Origin of the sequence: Nocardia canadensis (assembly GCF_032656385.1) — a bacterium.
GTDB classification, from domain to species: domain Bacteria; phylum Actinomycetota; class Actinomycetes; order Mycobacteriales; family Mycobacteriaceae; genus Nocardia; species Nocardia canadensis.
Genome location: NZ_JAVCWB010000002.1, coordinates 1,012,122 through 1,033,045, shown reverse-complemented (window position 1 = coordinate 1,033,045; position 20,924 = coordinate 1,012,122). Strand labels below are relative to the sequence as shown.

9 protein-coding genes are annotated in these 20,924 nt (G+C 71.8%); 2 read left to right on the top strand and 7 right to left on the bottom strand.

Translation table 11 applies throughout. The features are described from left to right. The first annotated feature begins 28 nt into the window (after window positions 1–28). Window positions 29–313 (top strand): GNAT family N-acetyltransferase, encoded by a 285-nt coding sequence (locus tag Q7X29_RS07895; protein ID WP_218720929.1) that lies wholly within the window; start codon window positions 29–31, stop codon window positions 311–313. Here the strand turns inward: Q7X29_RS07895 and Q7X29_RS07890 are convergent. The 6 genes from Q7X29_RS07890 to Q7X29_RS07865 all read right to left on the bottom strand — a co-directional run bounded on the left by Q7X29_RS07890 (window position 310) and on the right by Q7X29_RS07865 (window position 19,023). After that, the gene (locus Q7X29_RS07890) at window positions 310–13,890 is read right to left on the bottom strand and encodes a non-ribosomal peptide synthetase (RefSeq protein WP_316573651.1); all 13,581 of its coding nucleotides are present in this window, start codon (window positions 13,888–13,890) and stop codon (window positions 310–312) included. The two genes, Q7X29_RS07895 and Q7X29_RS07890, sit on opposite strands and share 4 nt — an antisense overlap. Continuing rightward, window positions 13,887–14,600 (bottom strand): DUF6875 domain-containing protein, encoded by a 714-nt coding sequence (locus Q7X29_RS07885; RefSeq protein WP_255588469.1) that lies wholly within the window; start codon window positions 14,598–14,600, stop codon window positions 13,887–13,889. Before Q7X29_RS07885 ends, Q7X29_RS07890 begins: the two co-directional genes overlap by 4 nt. 474 nt (window positions 14,601–15,074) lie before the next feature. After that, window positions 15,075–16,232, bottom strand: coding sequence for an acyl-CoA dehydrogenase (locus Q7X29_RS07880; RefSeq protein WP_316573650.1), 1,158 nt, complete (start codon window positions 16,230–16,232; stop codon window positions 15,075–15,077). Between the two features lie 165 nt (window positions 16,233–16,397). Next, window positions 16,398–17,057 carry a TetR family transcriptional regulator gene (locus tag Q7X29_RS07875; RefSeq protein ID WP_218720926.1) on the bottom strand — a complete coding sequence of 220 codons (660 nt, stop codon included), beginning with the start codon at window positions 17,055–17,057 and terminating at the stop codon, window positions 16,398–16,400. A 43-nt stretch (window positions 17,058–17,100) separates the two neighbouring features. Next, window positions 17,101–17,607: a 5-(carboxyamino)imidazole ribonucleotide mutase gene (purE, locus tag Q7X29_RS07870; protein WP_308248629.1), complete on the bottom strand. Its 507-nt coding sequence runs from the start codon at window positions 17,605–17,607 to the stop codon at window positions 17,101–17,103. Between the two features lie 189 nt (window positions 17,608–17,796). Then, a complete protein-coding gene (locus tag Q7X29_RS07865; RefSeq protein WP_316573649.1) occupies window positions 17,797–19,023 on the bottom strand; it encodes a 5-(carboxyamino)imidazole ribonucleotide synthase in 1,227 nt (408 codons plus the stop codon). 39 nt (window positions 19,024–19,062) lie between these two features. Between Q7X29_RS07865 and Q7X29_RS07860 the strand changes: the two genes are divergently transcribed. Beyond that, window positions 19,063–19,611 (top strand): GtrA family protein, encoded by a 549-nt coding sequence (locus Q7X29_RS07860; protein ID WP_316573648.1) that lies wholly within the window; start codon window positions 19,063–19,065, stop codon window positions 19,609–19,611. Between the two features lies 1 nt (window position 19,612). Here Q7X29_RS07860 and Q7X29_RS07855 read toward each other — a convergent pair whose 3' ends face one another. Next, window positions 19,613–20,920: a sensor histidine kinase gene (locus Q7X29_RS07855; RefSeq protein ID WP_218720923.1), complete on the bottom strand. Its 1,308-nt coding sequence runs from the start codon at window positions 20,918–20,920 to the stop codon at window positions 19,613–19,615. Window positions 20,921–20,924: the final 4 nt, after the last annotated feature.

Genomic DNA, 20,924 nt, shown 5'->3' with positions numbered 1-20,924 from the left:
CCGTCCCGGCACCGGGTTAGCATCCGGTATGACCACCAGGCTCGAGCACAACGTCGCCGATACCCGCTACGAGATCTATCACGACGACGTCCTCGCGGGATACGCCGACTACGCCGAACGGGACGACCCCAAGGTTCGCGATTTCCACCACACCATGACCTTCCCGGAGTACCGGGGCCGCGGCGTGGCCGCCGATGTGGTGAAGTTCGGCCTCGACGATTCCCGCGCCGCCGGCTACCAGGTCATCCCCACCTGCTGGTACGTGGAGAAGTACATCGCCGAGCACCGCGAGTACGCCGACCTGGTCGCCTAGCGCCGCAGGTAGCCCGCCAGGATCGGGCCGATCACGGCGAGCGCCTCGGGGCCGGTGAGCCGGTTGTGCTCGTGCCCGGTCTGATGGTCGATGATCTCGCCGCTGATGTAGGGGCGCCAGGTGTCGGCGTTGGGCGCGTAGCCGGGACGGGCGCTGGTGCTGCTGAAGAACAGCAGGTCGCCGTCGAACACGCCCGGCGCGTAGCCGGCGGCTTCGCGGACGATCTGCTGGTAGTCGGCGTAGAGCCGGCGCAGGTCCGTCGCGCTGATGGTGTCGAGGAGTCCGGCGGCCGGGTTGCCGGGGCCGGCGCCGACCTCGTTGTCGGCGCCGGGCAGCGGTGCGGCAGTACCCCGATACCCCGCGGAATCGGCCGACGACGCTGTCGGCGCGATTCGATCGACGGCGTCGGCGGCAGCGCCGGCGCGTAGTAGTCGGGCGGCCTGTTCGGCCTGGTCGCCGCCGCCGAGCCGGGCCGGATCGAGGCCGCCGAACTCGGCGAGCAGGGCCTGCATCGGCGGCATGTCCGCGGCGCTGGCCGGGTCGACGTCGGCCCGACCGTCCAGGACGATCAGCGCGTCGACCTGGGCGCCCCGGCGCTGGAGTTCCACCGCGAGCGCGTGGGCGATCGGGCCGCCCGCGGAGTAGCCGAGCAGCCGGTACGGTCCGTCGGGCTGGGTCGCCTGGATCTCGTCGGCGTAGTGCGCGACCCGCTCGCGCAGCGGCCGGTCGGGTCGTTCGGCCACGATCCCGGGTGATTGCAGGCCGTAGACCGGATAGCCGGGGTCGAGATGAGCGGACAGCCCCGCGTAGCACCAGGCGACGCCGATCGCCGGATGCACGCAGAACAGGGCCGGGCCGGTACCGCCGGAACGCAGCGGCAGCAGCGTCCGCAGGGCCGGATCGACGGGGGTGTCCCCGGACGCGGCGATCCGCTCGGCGAGCGCGCCCGGCGACGGGTCGCCGAACATCCACTGCACCGGCATCGGGAAGTCGAGCAGCTCGCGCACCTGCGCGACCAACCGGATGGCGACCATGGAGGTGCCGCCCAGCTCGAAGAAGTTGTCGTCCAGGCCGACCCGGTCGACATCGAGCACCGTCTCGAACGCGGTGACCACGGCGTGCTCGGTCGGCGTCACCGGCGGCCGGTACGGCAGGTCGACGCGGTGCGCGGGCGCGGGCGCGAGCGCGTGCACCACGGTGCCGGGTGGCGCGGTGACATCGAGCGCGCCGACCAGCAGGCCGGGATCGGCGGTGACCGCGTCGAGCACGTCGACGAAGCGATGCGCGATGGTCGCCGCGGTCGATTCCTCGAACAGGTCGCGGGCGAAGGTCAGGGTGCCCGACATGCCCGCGGGCGCGCCGTCGGGACCGAACTCCTCGGCCAGCATCCACTCCAGGTCGAATTTCGCGCCGACCGGCGGCATCTCGATCGGCCGAACGTGCAGATCGGGCAGATCGAACGACTCCCGATCGAAGTTCTGGAAGACCAGCAGCACCTGGAACAGCGGGTGGTGCGCGGTGGACCTGGTGGGGGCCAGCACTTCCACGAGCTGTTCGAAGGGGACATCGGCATTGCCGAAGGCGTCCAGGTCGCCGTCCTTGGTCGCGGCGAGCAGCGCCTCGAAGGTGTCCGCGGACCGCACTCGGCTGCGCAGGACCAGGGTGTTGACGAACATGCCGATGAGATCGTCGAGTTCACCGGCGCCACGGCCCGCGATGACCGAACCGATCGCCACCTCCTCGGTCCCGGACAGCCGCGCCAGCAGGACCGCCAGCGCCGCGTGGGCCACCATGAACACACTGACGCCGTGCCAGCGGGCCAGTTCGCGCAGCCGGATCTGGACGGTCGCGTCGATCTCGAATTCGACCAGTCCCGCCCGGTGGGTGAGGATCGCCGGGCGCGGATGGTCGCTGGGCAGCGCCGAGACCTCGGGCAGTCCCGCGAGGCGGTCGCGCCAGTACGCCAGCTGCTGATACGCCACGCTGCCGGGATCGTCCGCGTCGCCGAGCACTTCGTGCTGCCACAGCGCGTAGTCGGGGTACTGCAGCGGCAGCGGCGCCCACGCCGGGGCGGTGCCCGCGCGGCGCGCCGCGTAGGCGATCGCGACGTCGCGGGTCAGCGGTGCCAGCGACCAGCCGTCGGAGGCGATGTGGTGCATGGTGACCGCCAGGACCGACCGCTGCGCGGCGATCCGGAACAGGCCAACCCGCACCGGCACTTCGGTGGTGAGGTCGAAGCCCCGGGCGATCTCACCCGCCACCGCCGCCCGGATACCGTCCGGCGCGATCGCCGACACCCGCACCGGCACCCGGGCGTCGGCGCGCACATCCTGGTACGGGTCACCGTCGGCGTCGACGGGGTACACGGTGCGCAGCGATTCATGCCGGGCCGCGACGTCGTCGACCGCGGCGCGCAACACCACCGGGTCGATCTCGCCGTCCACCTCGACGGCGATCGGCACGTTCTGGGCGGGCGAATCCGGATCGTAGCGGTTGAGGAACCACATCCGCCGCTGCGCGGCCGAGAGCGGAATCCGGTCGGAGCGCGGCCGTGGGCCCGGACGCGGGCCCGGCGGGCGCGCGTCGGCGCGGATAGCGGCGGCCAGCTCGGCGACGGTCGGCGCGTCGAAGACGGTGCGCACCGGAACGCGGGTATCGAGGGCCGCGCCGAGCCGGGCCGCGATCCTGGTCGCGATCAGCGAGTTGCCGCCGAGGGCGAAGAAGTCGTCGTCCAGGCCGACCTTCGGCACGCCGAGCAGGTCGGCGAAGGTGTCGGCCACCGCCCGCTCGGCCGCGGTGACCGGAGCCCGGAACCGGCCGGATCTGAGGTCGGGAGCGGGCAACGCGCGCCGGTCGAGCTTGCCGTTGGCGGTGCGCGGCAGCGCGTCGAGGACGACGAAGGCCGAGGGCACCATGTACGACGGAAGACGCAGCGCCAGCGCCGCTTTCACCGCGTCGACGTCGAGCGTTCCCGGCTGTTCGGGCACCGGGTAGGCCACGAGCAGTTCGCCGACGGCGGGGTCGGTGTACACGGTGACGGCGGCCTGCCGCACCGCCGGGTCCGCGATGAGCGCTGATTCGATCTCACCCAGTTCGATGCGCAGGCCGCGCAGTTTCACCTGGAGGTCGCCGCGGCCGCGGTAGTCCAGCGCGCCCGCGCGGCGGCGCACGAGATCACCGGTGCGATACATCCGTTCGCCCGGCCCGCCGAACGGGTCGGCGACGAAACGGGCGGCGGTGAGATCGGCGCGGCCCTGGTAGCCGCGGGCGAGCGCGGGCCCGGCCAGATACAGCTCGCCGGTGACGCCGTCGGGCACCGGGTGCAGCCGCTCGTCGAGCACCAGCGCGGCCAGGCCCGGAATCGGTGTGCCGATGGTGATCTCGCCGCCGGGCAGCAGCGGGCCCGCGCCGGTCGCCCAGATGGTGGCCTCGGTCGGCCCGTAGTCGTTGAAATGCACCCGCCCCGGCGCCGCCCACCGCTGCACCAGCTCCGGCGGGCACGGTTCGCCGCCGGTGACGATGGCCCGCAGGTGCTCGTGGTCGACGGTGTCCACCGAGCTCAGCGCCGAGGGGGTGAGCGCGATATGGGTGACCCGTTCCCCGGCGAGCAGCTCGCCGAGCTCGGCCCCGCCGTACGCGGTCGGCCCCGCGACCACCAGGGCGGCGCCCGCGCCCGTGGCCAGCAGCAGTTCCAGCACGGCGGCGTCGAAACCCGGTGAGGCCACGTGCAGTACGCGCGAGTCGCTGGTGATGCTCATCCGTTCCCGCTGCGCGGCGACCAGATTCGCCAGCCCGGCGTGGGTGACCACGACGCCCTTCGGCCTGCCGGTCGATCCGGAGGTGAAGATGAGGTAGGCGGCGTGCGCCGGTCGCGGGGGTGCCAGGCGTTCGGCGGGGTCGATCGGCGCGGCCGACACGGTGAGGTCCCCCGCGACCTGGTCGTCCAGGAACAGCCACCGCAACGCGGGGATCGCGTCCGCGCCCGGCACCACCGATCCGGGAGCCCTGCCCGCTGCCGTCCGAGCGTCGAGCCACGGATCGACGGCGGTGGCGTCGCGGGTGGTGATGCCGAGGTGGGCGCCGGAGTCGGTGACGATCTGGGCGATGCGGTCGGCGGGATAGGCGGGGTCGACCGGGACGAAGGGCGCGCCGGTCTTGGCGACGGCCCAGACGGCGGTGACCGAGGCGGCGCTGCGGCGGACGGCGATGACCACGGGGGTCTCGGGACCCGCGCCGCAGCGGATCAGGGTGCGGGCCAGGCGGTTCGAGCGCTCGTCCAGGTCACGGTAGGTGAGGTGGGTCGGCCCGTCGATGACGGCGACACCGTCCGGATTCGTGGTGACGGCGGCGGCGAGCAGATCGGGCAGGACGGCGGGGGCGACGACGGCAGGCAGTGCGGCACCGGGCAGGATCGTGCGCTCGCGGGCATCGAGCAGGCCGATATCGCCCACCGGCACGGCGGGATTCGCGACGACGGCGCGCAGGATGCGCAGCCAGCGGTCGGCGAAGCGGGCGGCGGTGCTCGGGTCGAACAGGTCGGTCGCGTAGCCCAGGCGGACCGCCAATCCCTCGGCGCCGTCGTCACCGACGGTGACGCTGAGATCGAAGCGCAGGCTCTGCTGGTCCAGTTCGAGTGCCTCGACGCCCAGACCGGGTAGCGCGAACTCGGCGCGGCCCAGGTTCTGGAAGATCAGCATGGCCTGGATCAGCGGATGGCGGGCCGCCGAGCGGGTGGGTTCGAGCAGGTCGACGAGGTTCTCGAAGGGGACGTCGGCGTGGGCGAAGGCATCGAGGTCGGTACGGCGGACCCGGTCGAGCAGGTCGGTGAACGGCAGCGCGGCGGGCACCTCGGTGCGCAGCACCACCGTATTGACGAACATGCCTACCACTTCGTCGAGTTCGGCCACTCCGCGACCCGCGACGGGCGTGCCCAGCGCGATGTCGGTGGTGCCCCCGAGGCGGGCGAACAGCACCGCCAGGGCGCTGTGCAGGACCATGAACAGCGAGCACCGGCGGGCGGCGGCGAGACGTTCCAGCCCGGCTCGCAGCTCCGGATCCACGGTGCGGGCGACGGTGCCCGCGCGCAGGGACGCGACCGGTGGGCGGGGACGATCGGCGGGCAGTTCCAGCCGGTCCGGGAGTCCCGCCAAGGTGTCGGTCCAATAGGCCAGCTGCCGCGCCGACAGCGCCTCGGGATCGTCGGGGCTGCCGAGCCGATCACGCTGCCACAGGGTGTAGTCCGCGAACTGCACCGCCGGCGCCCGCCACGCGGGAGACGACCCGGCGGCGCGGGCGGCGTAGGCGGTCATCACGTCGCGCGCGAGCGGCCCCATCGAGGAGCCGTCGGCGCTGATGTGGTGCACCACCACGGCCAGCACGTGTTCCTGGGGACCGACGCGGAACAGCCGCAGCCGCACGGGAACCGCGGCGGCGACATCGAAACCCTCGGTGACACAGGCGAGGACGGCGGCCGCCAGGCGGGTGGGGTCGATGTCGGTGACCTCGATCCGGTCGGCGAGGTCGTCCGGCGCCACGACCACCTGGTAGCCGATGCCATCGTGGCCGGGGTACACGGTGCGCAGCGCCTCGTGCCGCTCGACCACGTCGAGCAGGGCCGCCCGCAGCGCGGCGAGGTCGAGCCGTCCGGTCAGCCGCAGCACCACCGGGATGTTGTAGGCGCCGGAGGCCGGGTCGTACTGGTTGACGAACCACATCCGCCGCTGCGCGGGCGCGAGCGGGATCCGGTCGGGGCGCGGCCCCGTGCTCGGCCCGCCGAGTACCCCGGCGGGCAGCGCGGCCGCACCGCCCAGCCGGGCCGCGAGCCCGTGCACGGTCGGCGCCTCGAACAGCAGCCGCAGCGGGACCTGTACGCCCAGCTCCGCGCCGAGGCGGGCGGCGACGCGCGTCGCGGACAGCGAGTCGCCGCCGAGGGCGAAGAAGTCGTCGTCGGCGCCGACCTCCGGGTGGTCGAGGACGGCGGCGTAGGCCTGCGCGACCAGCCGCTCGGCGCCGACCGGGGCGACGTACGGCGCGCTGGTGTGCTGGGGTTCCGGGAGCGCGCACAGGTTGACCTTGCCGTTGCCGGTGACCGGTAGCGCGTCCAGGACCGTGACCGTCGCGGGCACCAGGTGCCGGGGCAGCCGCCGTACCAGGAACTCGCGCAGCGCCGTCGGGCTCGGCTCGGCCCCGGCGACCGGCGCGACATACGAGGCCAGCGTCTGGTCACCGGTCGGCCCGGGACGCGGGACCGTCACGGCGAGCGCGACGCCGGGCGCGGCCAGCAGCGCGGCGTCCACTTCGCCCGGCTCTACCCGGATGCCGTGCAACTGCACCTGGGAGTCGTTGCGGCCCACATAGTTCAGCCCGGTGGACGAGGTCCGGCGCACCAAGTCGCCGGTGCGATACATCCGCTCGCCGGGGGTACCGAACGGGTTGGCGACGAAGCGCTCCGCGGTGCGCGCGGCGGCGCCGGCATAGCCGCGGGCCAGGCCCGGACCGATCAGGTACAGCTCGCCGACCGCGCCTCGCGGCACCGGCCGCAGCCAGCTGTCGAGCACCGCGAGGCCGCACCCGGGGAGCGGGGTGCCGAGGTCGGCCGCGTCGTCCGGGGTCAGCGGCGCGCTCAGGGTCACCGCCACCGTCGACTCGGCGGGGCCGTAGGAGTTCAGCATCGTCCGGCCCGTGCCCAGGCGCGCGACGAGTTCGGGCGGGCAGGGCTCGCCGCCGGTCACGATCGCGCGGACCCCGGCGACGGCCGCGGTGGGCAGCGTGGTGAGGACGGCGGGCGGTGCGATCAGGTGGGTCACCCGATGATCGGTGATCACGCGGGCGAGCTCGTCGCCCGCCGTGGCCGTCGACGTGGCGACGACGAGTGTGGCGCCGGCGTGACAGCAGCTCAGCCACACCAGGACCGAGGCGTCGAAGGCGGGATTCATACACAGCAGGAAGCGGTCGCGTGGGCCGGGACGCAGCCGCGCGGCGACGCCGGCGACGAGCCCGCTGAGTCCCGCGTGGGTGACCGCGACGCCCTTGGGTGTGCCCGTCGAGCCGGAGGTGTAGATCAGGTACGCGGGATGCCCGGCGTGCAGCGGGCGGGTCCGGTCGGCGTCGGTCACCGGGTCGGCCGGGCGGGCGGCCACACTGGTGGCGACCGGGTCGTCGTCGAGCACCAGCCAGGACACTGTGTCCGGCAATGTCTTCCGGTGCGCGGCGACGGTGATGCCGAGCCGGGCGCCGCTGCCGTGGGCGACGGCGGCGATCCGGTCGACCGGGTGGTCGACGTCGACGGGCACGAACGCCGCACCCGACTTGGCGACCGCCCAAACGGCCACCAACCACTCCGGTGACCGAGGCATTGCGACCAGCACCGCGCCCTCGGGCCCGGCACCGTCGGCGATCAGGGTGCGCGCCAAGCGATTCGACTGCTCGTCGAGCACGGCGTACCCGAGCTCGACCACCGCCTCCCTCGCGCCGAGTTCCTGCCCTGACTCCGGTCCCGGCACCGGCCCTGACTCCGGTCCCGGCTCGGGCTCGGGCTCGGGCTCGACAGTCGCACGACGGCAGTATTCGCGCCCGGAAATATCGTCCGGCTCGAGCTCGTCGGAGGCGCCGACGTCGACTTTCACGGGCCCAGGTCCGCTCGCCTGAATCGCCTGCGCGACAGACGATCCGATGACGGCGGTCTGCCCTGCGGACACTCCGGCCGCCAGCAGTTCCGGCAGCAGCTGGATCGGCTGTGGCCGGGTGCGCAGGACCTCGGCGCCCGCGAGGCCGCGCACGGCGGCGACCGGGGTGGCCGGGTCGGCGAGGCAGGTGAGGATGCGGGACAGGCGATCCGCGAGCGCGGTGGCCTCGGCGTCGTCGAAGTACCGGTCCGAGCAGGTGAGGGAGAGGCGCAGGCCGGCCCGGTCGTGGGCGGCCAGGCACAGCGGGTAGTGGGTGCCGTCGCGGCCGTGGAAGTCGGTGACGCGCAAACGCGCCTGCGCCGAGGCCGCGCGCAGGGCCTCGGCGTCCATCGGGTAGGACTCGAAGACCATGCCGGTGTCGAACAGCGGGCCGAGCCCGGCCGCGGACTGGATCTCGGCGAGTCCCACGATGTGCCGGTCGAGGAGTGCGCCCTGCTCGCGCTGGACGCGCGCCAGCAGCGCGCCGACCGGCTCGTCCGGGCGCAGGCCGACCCGCACCGGAATCGTGTTCACCAGCATGCCGACGATCCGATCGGCGCCGGGCAGCTCGGGTGCGCGACCGGACACGGTGGCGCCGAACACCACGTCGGTGTGCCCGGTCAGTTCCGCCAGCAGCACCGCCCAGGCCGTCTGCACCACCGTGTTCGTGGTGATGCCCGCGGCGCGGTGCCGGGCGAGCGCGGCGGCGTCCGCCGACAGCGGCACCTCCCGGCGCAGGTCGGCCGGTTCGGTGCCGTGCGTCCGTGGGGCGCGGGCCCCGGTGACGAGGGTCGGGCCTGCGAGTCCGGCGAGCGCGTCCGACCACGCGGCCCGCGCGGCGACCCGGTCCTGACGGTCCAGCCACTCCAGATAGAGCTGGTAAGGCACCGGTTCGTCCAGGGGCGCGGTGCCGTCGTAGAGCGCGAGCAGATCACCCAGCAGCAGCGGCATCGACCAGCCGTCGAGGACGAGGTGGTGGTTGGTGACGATCAGGCGCATGTCGTCGGGTCCGCAGCGCAGGCACAGGAACCGCAGCAGCGGTGGCTGTTCGGGATCGAAGGGACGGGCGAGTTCGGCCGCAGCGAGCGCCGCGCGGTCGGCCGGGTCGGCGTCGAGTACCCGCCACGGCACGTCGACCTCGTCGAGCACCACCTGCACCGCCCCGTTCGCCGTGGTGACGAACGCGGTGCGCAGCGCGGCGTGCCGATGCACGAGGGCCGTGGCCGCGCACCGGAGCCGCTCCAGGTCCACCGGGCCCGCCAGCGCGAACTCCGATTGCACGACGTACTTGTCGGTGTGTCCGGCGGCCAGCCGGGTGTGGAACAGCAGGCCCTGCTGCAACGGCGACAACGGCCAGACGTCCGCGATGCCGTCGTAGCGGCGCCGCCACCGGTCGAGCTCACCGCCGGTGACCCGCACCAGCGGCAGATCCGACGGTGTCAGTCCGCCCGCGCCCGGCGCGACCACGGCTCGGGCGATCGCAGCCAGCGCCGACACCCAACGGCGGGCGATCCGCTCCACCGTCTCGCGGGCGATGACCTCGGCGGGGAACCGCCAGACCGCCCGCACCACAGGATCTTCGGTGCTGTTCAGGGTCGCCGCGTCGATCGAGAGCACCGTGGACGCGGGCAGTTCGCCGTCACCGGCCCCGCCGAGCTGATCGGCCACATCGACCGGGAGCCAAGGTATTTCGGTGTCGGCACCGGAGATCTGGCCCAGATAGTTGAACCCGATCTGCGGACTCCCCGCCGCTCGCAGACTGTCGGCACCGGCGGGCCACAGATGCCGCAGCAGGCCGAACCCGAACCCGCCACGCGGCACCGCACGCGACTGCTCCTTCACGGCGGCCACCCAGGCCAGCGGTTCGGTATCGGCGCCGAGGTCGAGCGCGATCGGGAACTGACTGGTGAACCAGCCGACCGTGCGCGACAGATCCGCCCCGGGCACGACGGTCTCGTCGCGGCCGTGCCGTTCCAGCATGAGCAGCGCCGGACCTGGCTCGCCACGGTGCTCGCGCACCGCCGCGACCACGGCGGCCAGCAGGGCTTCCTCCAGACCGCAGCGCAGCGCCGTCGGCAGGTGCTCGACCAGCGGGGCGACGGTCGCGGTCGGGATCACGATCTCGATGCGGTCGAGTCGCGCGCCGACGTCGCGGGCCGGGTCGAGGGCTCGCTCGCCCAGGCGCGGTTCGGGAGTGTCGAGGACGGCGCGCCAGTAGTCCAGCTGGTCGGTCCATTCCGCGGCGTCGGCCAGGCCGTCGAGTGCCTGCGCCCAGGTTCGCACGGAGGTGCCGACCGGCGGCAGCTGCACCGGAGCGCCCACCTCGACCGCGGTCCACGCGGCGACCAGATCGGCGATCAGGATGCGCCAGGACACCGCGTCGACGGCCAGGTGGTGTACGGCCAGGACCAACCGCCCACCGGGACCGCCCGGATCGAGCCACCCGGCGGCGAGCACACCGCCCCCGGTGGGGTCGAGCCGATCCACCGCCGCCGCTGTAGCCGCCGCGATGTCCGCGCGGGCGATCCGGGCGCGCGGGCGGTGGTCGACGAGGGCGGACACGTCGATCGTGCGGGGCGAGGCGACCTCGAGCCGATCGCCGTCGACGACGCGAACACGCAGCATGTCGTGCCGGTCGACGACGGCTTGCAGCGTGTGCACCAGCCGGGCACGATCGATGTCCGCGGGCAGCGCCAGCACCATGGTCTGGGCGAACCGCTGCCAGCCCGGCCGGGTCAGCAGCCAGTCCACGATCGGCGTCCGCCGCACCGAACCCACACCGCCACCGGGCAATTCGCGCAGCACCGTGCGCTCCCCCGGCACCGCCACGACGGCGGCCAGCTCGGCCGGGGTCGGATGCTCGAACACATCGCGCGCCGAGAAGACCAGATCGGCGGCGCGGCCCCGCGACACCAGCTGGATCGACAGGATCGAGTCCCCACCGAGCGCGAAGAACGACGCCCGCGCCCCCACCTCGGGGACCCCGAGCACCTCGGCGAACAGCGCGCACAGCGCCCGCTCCGGTCCCGCCGCGGCCGGTGCCGAAGGCACCACCGCGGGTTCGGGCAGCGCGCGCCGGTCGACCTTGCCGTTGCCGGTCAGCGGCAGCGAGGTGAGCACCGTGACCGAACTCGGCACCAGGTGTCCGGGCAGCCGGTGCAGGCAGAACTCGCGCAGCGCCGCGCCGTCGAGCTCCGTCGTCCCGTGCACCGGCACCACATACGACGCGAGCATGTCCCGCCCCGAGGCACCGGCCCGCACCACCGTCACCGCGAAGTCGACTCCGGGGCAGGTCGCCAGCACGGCGTCGATCTCCCCCGGTTCCACCCGCATCCCGCGCAGCTTCACCTGGAAATCGGTGCGGCCCAGATAGTCCAGGACGAAGGTGCCGTCGACGGCACGCCACCGGACCAGGTCACCGGAGCGGTACATGCGGGCACCCGGCGCGCCGAACGGATCGGCCACCATCCGCTGGGCGGTCACGCCCGCACGACCGGCGTAGCCCCGCGCCAGCCCCGGGCCCGCGATGAACAGCTCGCCGGGCGTCCCGGCGGGCACCGGGCGCAGCAGGTGATCGAGGACATGCAGCGTGACACCCGGCACGGGTGACCCGATACCCGTGGGCCGATCGGGCGCCAGCGGCGCGGTGAAGGTCGCCGCCACCGTGGTTTCCGACGGTCCGTAGGAATTGATCAGCGCGCGGCCGGTGCCGAAACGCGCCACCACCTCGGGTGGGCATGTCTCCCCGCCGGTGGACACCGCGCGCACGCCGTCGAGCGCGTCGGGCGGCAGCGACGACAGCACGGCGGGCGTGGAGCACAGGTGCGTGATCGCCGCCTCGTGGATCGCGGCAGCCAGTTCGGCGCCCGCGGCCGCGTCGGTGATCACCAGGGTCGCCCCCACGGTGAAGGCGACCAGCAGCTCGAGCAGGGACGCGTCGAAACTCGGGTTGAGACAGTGCAATACACGGGAGTTACGGTTCGCGCCGTAGGCGTCGCGGACGGCATCGGCCAGTCCGGCGATGCCCGCATGGGTGACCACGACGCCCTTGGGCGTACCGGTGGAGCCCGAGGTGAACACGATGTAGGCGGGGTTGTCGATGCGGGCCCGGGGCAACGGCTCGGTGCACGGGTAGTCCTCGCCGAGCTCGTCGACGGCGATCCAGGTCACCGTGTCGGGCAGGTCCGCGCGCCGGTCCGGCGTCGTAACACCCAGCCGTGCACCGCATTCCGCCGCCATGACCGCCAGGCGCGGCGCCGGATTCTGCACGCCGACCGGCACATACGCCGCACCCGAACGCGCCACGCCCCAGAACGCCACCACCGACTCCACCGAGCGCGGCAGCGCGACCAGGACGGCGGCCTCCGGACCCGCACCGGCCGCGACCAGTCGATGGGCCAACCGGACCGAAAGCCGATCCAGCGCACCGTAATCGAGAACGCAATCGCCGGCGACCACCGCCGTCGCCGCCGGACCCGCCGTGATCATCCCCTCGTCGAGCACATCCCCGAGCAGCCGGGGCGCGGGGGCGGGGGCACCGCGCAACCCGGCGCGCAGCGGCCGCTCGTCGGGCAGGAAGTAGTCGAGCGCGCGCACCTCGGTGGCCGGATCGGCGTCGATGATCGCGGCGAACAGCGCGAGGAACCGATCGTGGTGGCGGGCCAGGGTTTCGGCGTCGTAGAGATCGGGGTTGGCGGTGAAGTCCACGTGGACGGGGCTGTTCGCGCCGTGCTGGTAGAAGTTGACGAACAGGTCCTCGATCGGGCCCGAGGTCAGCACGTGCAGGCTCGTCTCGACGTCGGTGAAGTCGACCTCGGTCGGGAACAGCATGATGTTCACGACCGGGCCGACGAACCCGCGTCCGCCCTCGGCGCCCCCGTCATGTTGGCGGATCTCCTCGTGCCGGAACTGCTGATGCCGCAGCGCGCCCGAGACCTCGACCCGGATGACCTCGACCAGCTCGGCGACGGTGCTGTGCGCGCGGACCGGCACCCGCAGCGGCACCACATTGGCGAGCATGCCGCCGGAACGGCGCAGCATGGCGGTGGTGCGGCCGGACACCGGCAGGCTCAGTACGACGTCCTCGGTGCCGGTGGCCTGCGCGTAGTAGACGGCGAGCGCGGTCATCACCAGCCCGGCCGTGCCGACGCCGTAGCGGGCGGCCGCCGCGTCCAGGCGCGCCTTCGCCGCGGGCGAGAGTTCGGCGCGGTGCTGGCGGCCGAGGGCGTGGGCGGGCGCGGGGGCGTCGACCAGACTGCACCGACGCGGCATCTCGGCGATCCGCTGCTCCCAGTACGCGGCGTCGGCGGCGCAGCGGGTGCTGTCGAGATAGCGCAGCTGCGCCTCGTGCACCGCGCGCAGGCCCGCCGCGACGCTGGGCTTCGGCGGCTGCCCGGCCAGGGCCGCGTTGTAGAGCTCGGCGACCCGGTACAGCGCCGACGCCGACGCGAAACCGTCGATGACGATGTGGTGGGCGCGCGAATACCACAGCACCCGCTGCGGTGCGACGCGGAGCAGGGCCGACATGACCAGCCGGTCGCCGAGCAGATCGATCGGCGCCGCGACATCGGCGCGCATCCACCGGATCGCCTCGGCCTCGGGATCGGTGGCGTCGCTGAAGTCCAGGACGGCCATCGTCAGATCGATCCGCCGGTCGACGATCTGACGCGGGCCCTCGCCGGTGTCGACCAGCCGCAACAGCCCGGACTCGAACTCCCGGCTCACCTGCTGCGATACCGCGATCAGGAGGTCGACGTCGAGGGGGCCGCGCATGTCGATGTACTGCGCCTCGTACAGCGGCACCGCCGGGTCGAGCTGCTGGGCGTACCACATGCCCAGCTGGGCGGGCGAGAGCGGAAACTCCTCGACCGCTGCCGGATCCGGCGCCGGCGCGGTGGACAGTTCGCGGGTCATCGCCCGGCGCTCCCCGCACTGATCCCGTGCAGTTCCTCGTCGTAGTACGCGGGTACCTCGGTACTCGCGTTCGCGATGAGCCTGCCCACCACGACCCGGCGCACATGCGCGGGTAGGCCGGGCGCGAACTTCTTGACGTAGGCCGACATCCACTCCGGCCGCGCGATCAGGAACGGGAAGTCGGTGGCCATCATCGTGCGCACCACCAGCATCGGAATCGGCGAGTCGAGCGGGTGGTACTCCCGGTTCCACAGTCCCGGCTGGGTGCAGCCGGGGTAGAACTGCCCGAGCATGAGACCGCGTTCGACGAATTCCGATTTGAGCTGGTCGTGCAGGTCGTCGATGAGGGTGTAGTCGTGCAGCTCGGGCATCGCCGTCACCAGGCAGCGCAGCACGGCGGCGCCACCGACGTCCGGCGGCAGCTTCGGGAACAGTTCCAGCGCGTCGGACAACACCAGCCGCACGTAGGCGGGCCACGGTCGCGCGCCCGCGACCCGGCCGACCCAGATCAGGTCGCGTCGCATCGCCGGGCCGACGTACGGGCAGACCGGACCGTCGCGCCCGATCTCGCCGAGCGGCTGGGTCAGATGGTCGCGTGCCCAGGCGCGGACCCCGTCCAGGGTGGCCTGCGTGAAACGCGAGCTCTCCGTGGCAGTCGACAGGGGGTACCAGCTCATTCCCGAGCGGGATCCGAAAATTACCTCGGTCATGATTCACCTCGCCATATCACGAGGTCGAGCATTCTCCGAAGCATCGCCGTGCACGCGAGTAGCGGGCCACTCGAATATTCGAGGCAGCCCGGCCCATTGACGACTCCAGCGCTATGCACCATGTTGCCGACTCCTGCTATAGAAGGACAAAGGGCCAGCTCAAAGCCCTTTTCTACTCAGGAGGATTCGACATCGGCCACATTCGACGACCCCGACGGCTCAGTTGGATCCCACCTGTCTTGGTATATTGCACGGAGGCGGCGAAACGATTCGCGCCCAGGGCACGAATAAATAACCCTCTGGTGTCGAGAAAATTTCTCGGTCGCTTCTCCTGTTAATAAACAGCCACAATTCGATCATCAATCGCCCCCTACGCGGCGACTATCGAGATAACGCCGCGGGATCGCCCGCGAAACAGCCGTGGCCCCCGGCGAGTTCGCCGGGGGCCACGGATTCGCGCTTGTCGCGCCGCGATCAGCGCAGGATCTGGCGCGACATCACCAGACGCTGGATCTGGTTGGTGCCCTCGTAGATCTGGGTGATCTTGGCGTCGCGCATCATGCGCTCGACCGGGAAGTCGGTGGTGTAGCCGGCGCCGCCGAAGAGCTGGACGGCGTTGGTGGTGACCTCCATGGCCACGTCGGAGGCGAAGCACTTGGCGGCGGCGGAGATGAAGCCGAGGTTCTTCTCGCCACGCTCGGCGCGGGCCGCGGAGGTGTAGACCATGAGGCGGGCCGCCTCGACCTTCATCGCCATGTCGGCCAGCATGAACTGGGTGTTCTGGAAGTCGGCGATGGCCTTGCCGAACTGCTTGCGATCCTTGGTGTAGGCGATCGCGGCGTCCAGGGCGCCCTGGGCCAGGCCGACGGCCTGCGCGCCGATGGTCGGGCGGGTGTGGTCGAGGGTCTGCAGCGCGGTCTTGAAGCCGGTGCCGGGCTCGCCGACGATGCGGTCGCCGGGGACGCGGCAGTTCTCGAAGTACAGCTCGGCGGTGGGCGAGCCCTTGATGCCCAGCTTGTGCTCGAGCGGGCCGACGACGAAGCCCTCGTCGTCCTTGTGGACCATGAACGAGGAGATGCCGTTGGCGCCCTTCTCGGCGTCGGTCACGGCCATCACGGTGTACCACTCGGACTTGCCACCGTTGGTGATCCAGCACTTGGAGCCGTTGATGATCCAGTCGTCGCCGTCGGCCTTGGCGCGGGTGCGCATGGAGGCGGCGTCGGAGCCTGCCTCACGCTCGGACAGCGCGTAGGAGGCCATCTTGCCGTTCACGAGGTCGCCGAGGACCTTCTGCTTCAGCTCCTCGGAGCCGTTGAGGATCAGGCCCATGGTGCCGAGCTTGTTGACGGCGGGGATCAGCGAGGACGAGCCGCAGACGCGGGCGACTTCCTCGATCACGATACAGGTGGCGACCGAGTCGGCGCCCTGGCCGCCGTAGGCCTCGGGCACGTGCACGGCATTGAAGCCGGCGGCGTTGAGGGCGGTCAGCGCCTCCTCGGGGAAGCGGGCGTTGCCGTCGACGTCCTTGGCGTACGGAGCGATCTCCTTCTCGGCGAGGCCACGGATGGCGCCACGGAGCTCATCGTGGAAGTCCTCGAGCTGGAACAGGTTGAAATCCGGGTTTCCCGCCATCGGGCACTCTCCTGGTCGTGGTGGTGATCGCTGCGGTCAACAGCGCGTCCTACATCGGCACCCAGTGCCAATTCGGCTCGATTATACGCCCGGCACTCTACCCCTACATGGGGATATGCCAGTGGCACTCAGTGTCACCGATCCTTCACGCCGCCGAAGCGGCGCTCACAGGTTACCGAGCTGGGCGGTGATCAGGTCGGCGACCTTGCGTGGCGGCATGTCCCGGGGGAAGACCGCGAGGACCAGCTCCTCGCGCGGGGTCGGCGCCGGCCTGCCGCGCGGGATCAGGGCCAGTTCGGTGCGCAGATCGGCGACGGCGGCCGCGGACTCGCCGCGCACCATCCGGCGCAGCAGATAGTTGTGCGTCGCGGTCACCGCGGCGGTGAACTGGACCCGGACCAGGTCCGGCTCGTCGGGCAGTTGCTCGCGCAGGAAATCGGTGAACAGGCGCTCGTACCGGAACACCGTCACGATCTCGCGCTCGCGCAGCGCGGGCACCCGCCGCACCACCTGGTACCGGCGCGCGGCGATGTCACGCCACTGGGTGAACCGCTCGAACACCCCGATCACGGCCTCACACACCGCATCCCACGGATCACCCGTGGCCCGCCGCAACGAGTCCTCGGCCAGGGCCAGCTGGAACTCGTGATCGGCGAAGATCACGTCCTCTTTGGACCGGAACTGCCGGAAGAAGGTCCGCCGCGAGATCCCCGCCGCCACCGCGATCTCGTCCACCGTCGTCGCCTCGTACCCCCGCTCGGCGAACAACCGCAACGCCTGATCCACCACCGTGAGCCGGAACTGCGCCGCATCGTCGTGTGCCACCCGACCACCGTAGTCACCGGCCACGACGGGTCCCGACCGGGATCTAGCCCAGGAGCTTGGTGCGCAGGGCCTCGTCCTTGTCCAGGACCATCTGCTCGAGGCCGGCCTGGAACTGCTCCATGCGGGTGCGCAGGGCGGGGTCGTGGGCGGCCAGGATGCGTACGGCCAGCAGGCCGGCGTTGCGGGCGCCGCCGATGGAGACGGTGGCGACCGGGACACCCGCGGGCATCTGGACGATCGACAGCAGCGAGTCCATGCCGTCGAGGTACTTCAACGGGACCGGCACGCCGATCACCGGCAGCGCGGTGGCCGAGGCGACCATGCCGGGCAGGTGGGCGGCCCCGCCCGCGCCGGCGATGATCACCTGCAGACCACGGCCCGCGGCGTCGCGCGCGTAGTCGAGCATGCGCTGCGGGGTGCGGTGCGCGGAGACCACGCCGACCTCGAAACGGATGCCGAACTCGGCCAGCGCCTCGGCGGCGGCCTCCATCGTCGGCCAGTCGGAATCGCTGCCCATGATCAGGCCGACCTGGGGACCGATGTTGCTCACGTGCGCTCCTGTGTTGTCGGCGGCTGGCGCCGCGGTTTTCGGCCTCGTGACCTCGCCTCCGAGGGGCGATACTTCGCCTTCGGCGTTACGTCTCGCCCCTCGGAGGCGAGGCGGCCGAAAACGTAGGGATCACGAATGCCGTTGGGGTGGTTCGGGTTCGGCGTGTGGTCGCGGATGCCGTGGAGTGTTTCAGGACTCGGCGTGGGGGTCCCAGCCGTCGGTCCAGACCGCGTGCGACATCCAGTGGGCGGCGCGTTCGGCTTTCTCGCGGACCTCGTCGACATTCTCGCCGAGAATGTTGACGTGGCCGATCTTGCGGTCGGGGCGTTCGCCCTTGCCGTAGAGGTGGACCTTGGCCTCGGGCAGGCGGGCGAACAGGTGGTGCAGGCGCTCGTCCATCGACATCTCGGGCGCCGCGGGGGCGCCGAGGATGTTGGCCATCACCGTCACCGGGGCGAGCGGGGTGGTGTCGCCGAGCGGGTAGTCCAGCACCGCGCGCAAATGCTGCTCGAACTGGCCGGTGCAGGCGCCGTCCATGCCCCAGTGACCGGAGTTGTGCGGGCGCATGGCGAGCTCGTTGACCAGGATCTCGCCGTCGTGGGTCTCGAACAGCTCGACCGCCATCACCCCGACCACACCCAGCCCGGCGGCCAGCTCCAGCGCCATCGTCTCGGCCCTGGCGGCCGTCTCCTCGGCCAGCTCCGGCGCGGGCGCGATGACCACCGCGCACTGTCCGTTGCGCTGCACGGTCTCCACCACCGGCCAGGTCGCCGCCTGACCGAACGGCGAACGCGCGACCATCGCCGACAGCTCGCGCTTCAGGTCGACCTTCGCCTCGGCGAGCAGCTGCACGCCGTGCGCGAGCTGGTCGGTGACCAGCCGCTCGGCCTCGGCGGCGTCGGCGGGCATCCACACGCCGCGGCCGTCGTAGCCGCCGCGCACGGCCTTGAGGACGAAGGGCCAGCCGTGCTCGTCACCGAAGGTGATCGCGTCGGCGGGCTCGGTGACCTCCACGAACGCAGGCACCGGCAGGCCGAGCGCGGACAGCTTGGTCCGCATGGCGAGCTTGTCCTGGGCGAAGATCAGCGCCTGCGGCGGCGGGGCCACATTGACGCCCTCAGCGACCAGGATCTCGAGGTGTGCCGTCGGCACGTGCTCGTGATCGAAGGTCAGCGCGTGCGACCCGACCGCGGCCTTGCGCAGGGCGGACAGATCGTCGTGGCTGCCGAGGACGACATCGGGGGTCACCTGCGCGGCGGGGTCCTCGGGGCGCTCCGCGAGCACCCGCAGACGCTGGCCGAGGGCGACCGCGGCCTGGTGCGTCATGCGCGCGAGCTGGCCACCACCGACCATCGTGACGGTGGGCATGGCAGACGGATCGAACGAACGTGCACTCACGTCGTGCAATGTTGTCATGTCGAATGCGAATCTTTGCTACCGGTACACTCGGAACTCGTGTCAATCGTCGACGACGTGGTCAGCGTCCTTCCCCCGCGCCTGCGCGAGCTAGCGTTCCGGCATAAAGAGCTGATCAAGTTCGCCATCGTCGGTGCCACGACGTTCGTGATCGACAGCGGCCTGTTCTACCTCCTGAAATGGACGGTGCTGGCCGACAAACCGGTCACCGCCAAGATCATTTCCGGGGTCGTCGCGGTGATCGCGTCCTACATTCTCAACCGGGAATGGTCGTTCAAGAATCGCGGCGGCCGAGAGAAACATCACGAGGCGTTGCTGTTCTTCGGTGTCAGCGGCATCGGCGTCATCCTGAGCAACATTCCACTGTGGATCTCGAGCTACGTCCTCGATCTGCGCCAGCCCGATGTGAGCTTCCTGGTCGAGAACATCGCCGACTTCGTCAGCGCGTTCATCATCGGCAACCTGCTGCAGATGGCGTTCCGGTTCTGGGCGATGCGCCGCTGGGTGTTCCCGGACGAGATGAACGAGATCGTCGCCGAGCTCGAGGAACTCATCGAAGAGGAACAGGAACCGCTCGGCCAGAGCTGAGTCAGCGCGGCTCGGTGAGGGTCGCGTTCGGCGACCGGTTGACCTTCGAGCCGAGGAACACCGCGAACAGCGCGGGACGGCGACGCTGCAGCTCCAGCCTGCCACCGTCGGCCTCCACCAGCGCACGCGCCAGGGCCAGGCCGACACCGGTCGAACCACCGGCCGAGAAACCCCGATCGAAGATGTGCGGCGCGAGCTCGTCGCGCACGCCCTCGCCCTCGTCGGCCACCTCCACGCAGATCAGCGGATCGCGCGAACTCATCGTCGGCACCGTGCGCACCGACACCGTGCAGGTGCCGCCGCCGTGCATCAGGGCGTTGTCGACCAGCACCGCGACGGCCTCGCGCAGCCGGGAACCGGTGATCGGGGCACGCAGCGACTCGTCACCGATCAGCCGCAGTTCGCGCCCCTCCTCGGTGAACGGGTGCGCCCATTCGGCCATGACACCGCGCAGCTCGGCCATCACCGGGACCGGATCGCGGTCGGCGGCGTCCTCGTCGCGCGAGGCCCGCACCAGGTCGTCGATGGCGTCGGTGAGCCGGTCGACCTGCGCCATCGCCTCCTCGGCCTCGTGCACCACCTCGGGGTCGGCGTGGGTGGACAGCTCGTCCAGGCGCAGGCGCACGGCGGTCAGCCGGCTGCGCAGCTGATGGGAGACGTCGGCGACCAGCGCGTGTTCGCGTTGCAGCCTGCCCGCGATCTCGACCGTCGCCGAATCGAGCACGTCGGAGACGCGGTCCAGTTCGGCGATGCCGTGCCTGCGCGGGTCGGGCCGGAAGTCGCCCATGGCCAGGCGGGCGGCGCGGGCGGCCACGTCCCGCAGCGGGTCGGCGACCCGGCGCGCGGTCACCACCGCGACGGAGAACGCGGCACCGAGCGAGGCGAGCACGGCCAGCGCGACCGCGGCCACCGCCTGCTCCTGCCGGGCGTGCATGGGCCCGGCGGGCACCTCGAGCCGCAGCGAACCGGAGGTGCCCATGGACAGCGATTCGACGAGGGGATCGTCGACGTGGTCGACGCCGATGTCGGTGCGCGCGGCGTTGTCGTGCGGCGCCGGATAGACGATCGTCAGCTTGCCGCCCTCGGGCACCAGCGCCCGCATCGCGCGCACATCCAGACCGTCGTGCACGGTGCCGTCGCCGCGCTCCTGGGCGATCACCTCGGCGGCGACGCGTTCCAGGCGGCTCTGCAGATCGTTGCGGGTGATGTCCTCGACCCACAGCCACGCGGTGTAGATCAGCGGTACGCCGAGCACCACCGTGGTGATGGTCAGCACGGTCAGGATCGAGCGCAGGATGCGGCGGCGCACTGCC

Excerpts from the sequence above, each read along its gene's own strand:
- Q7X29_RS07865 (WP_316573649.1), bottom strand. The coding sequence starts at position 19,023 with ATGACAACATTGCACGACGTGAGTGCACGTTCGTTCGATCCGTCTGCC.
- Q7X29_RS07895 (WP_218720929.1), top strand. The coding sequence starts at position 29 with ATGACCACCAGGCTCGAGCACAACGTCGCCGATACCCGCTACGAGATC.
- Q7X29_RS07880 (WP_316573650.1), bottom strand. The coding sequence starts at position 16,232 with ATGGCGGGAAACCCGGATTTCAACCTGTTCCAGCTCGAGGACTTCCAC.
- Q7X29_RS07885 (WP_255588469.1), bottom strand. The coding sequence starts at position 14,600 with ATGACCGAGGTAATTTTCGGATCCCGCTCGGGAATGAGCTGGTACCCC.
- Q7X29_RS07890 (WP_316573651.1), bottom strand. The coding sequence starts at position 13,890 with ATGACCCGCGAACTGTCCACCGCGCCGGCGCCGGATCCGGCAGCGGTC.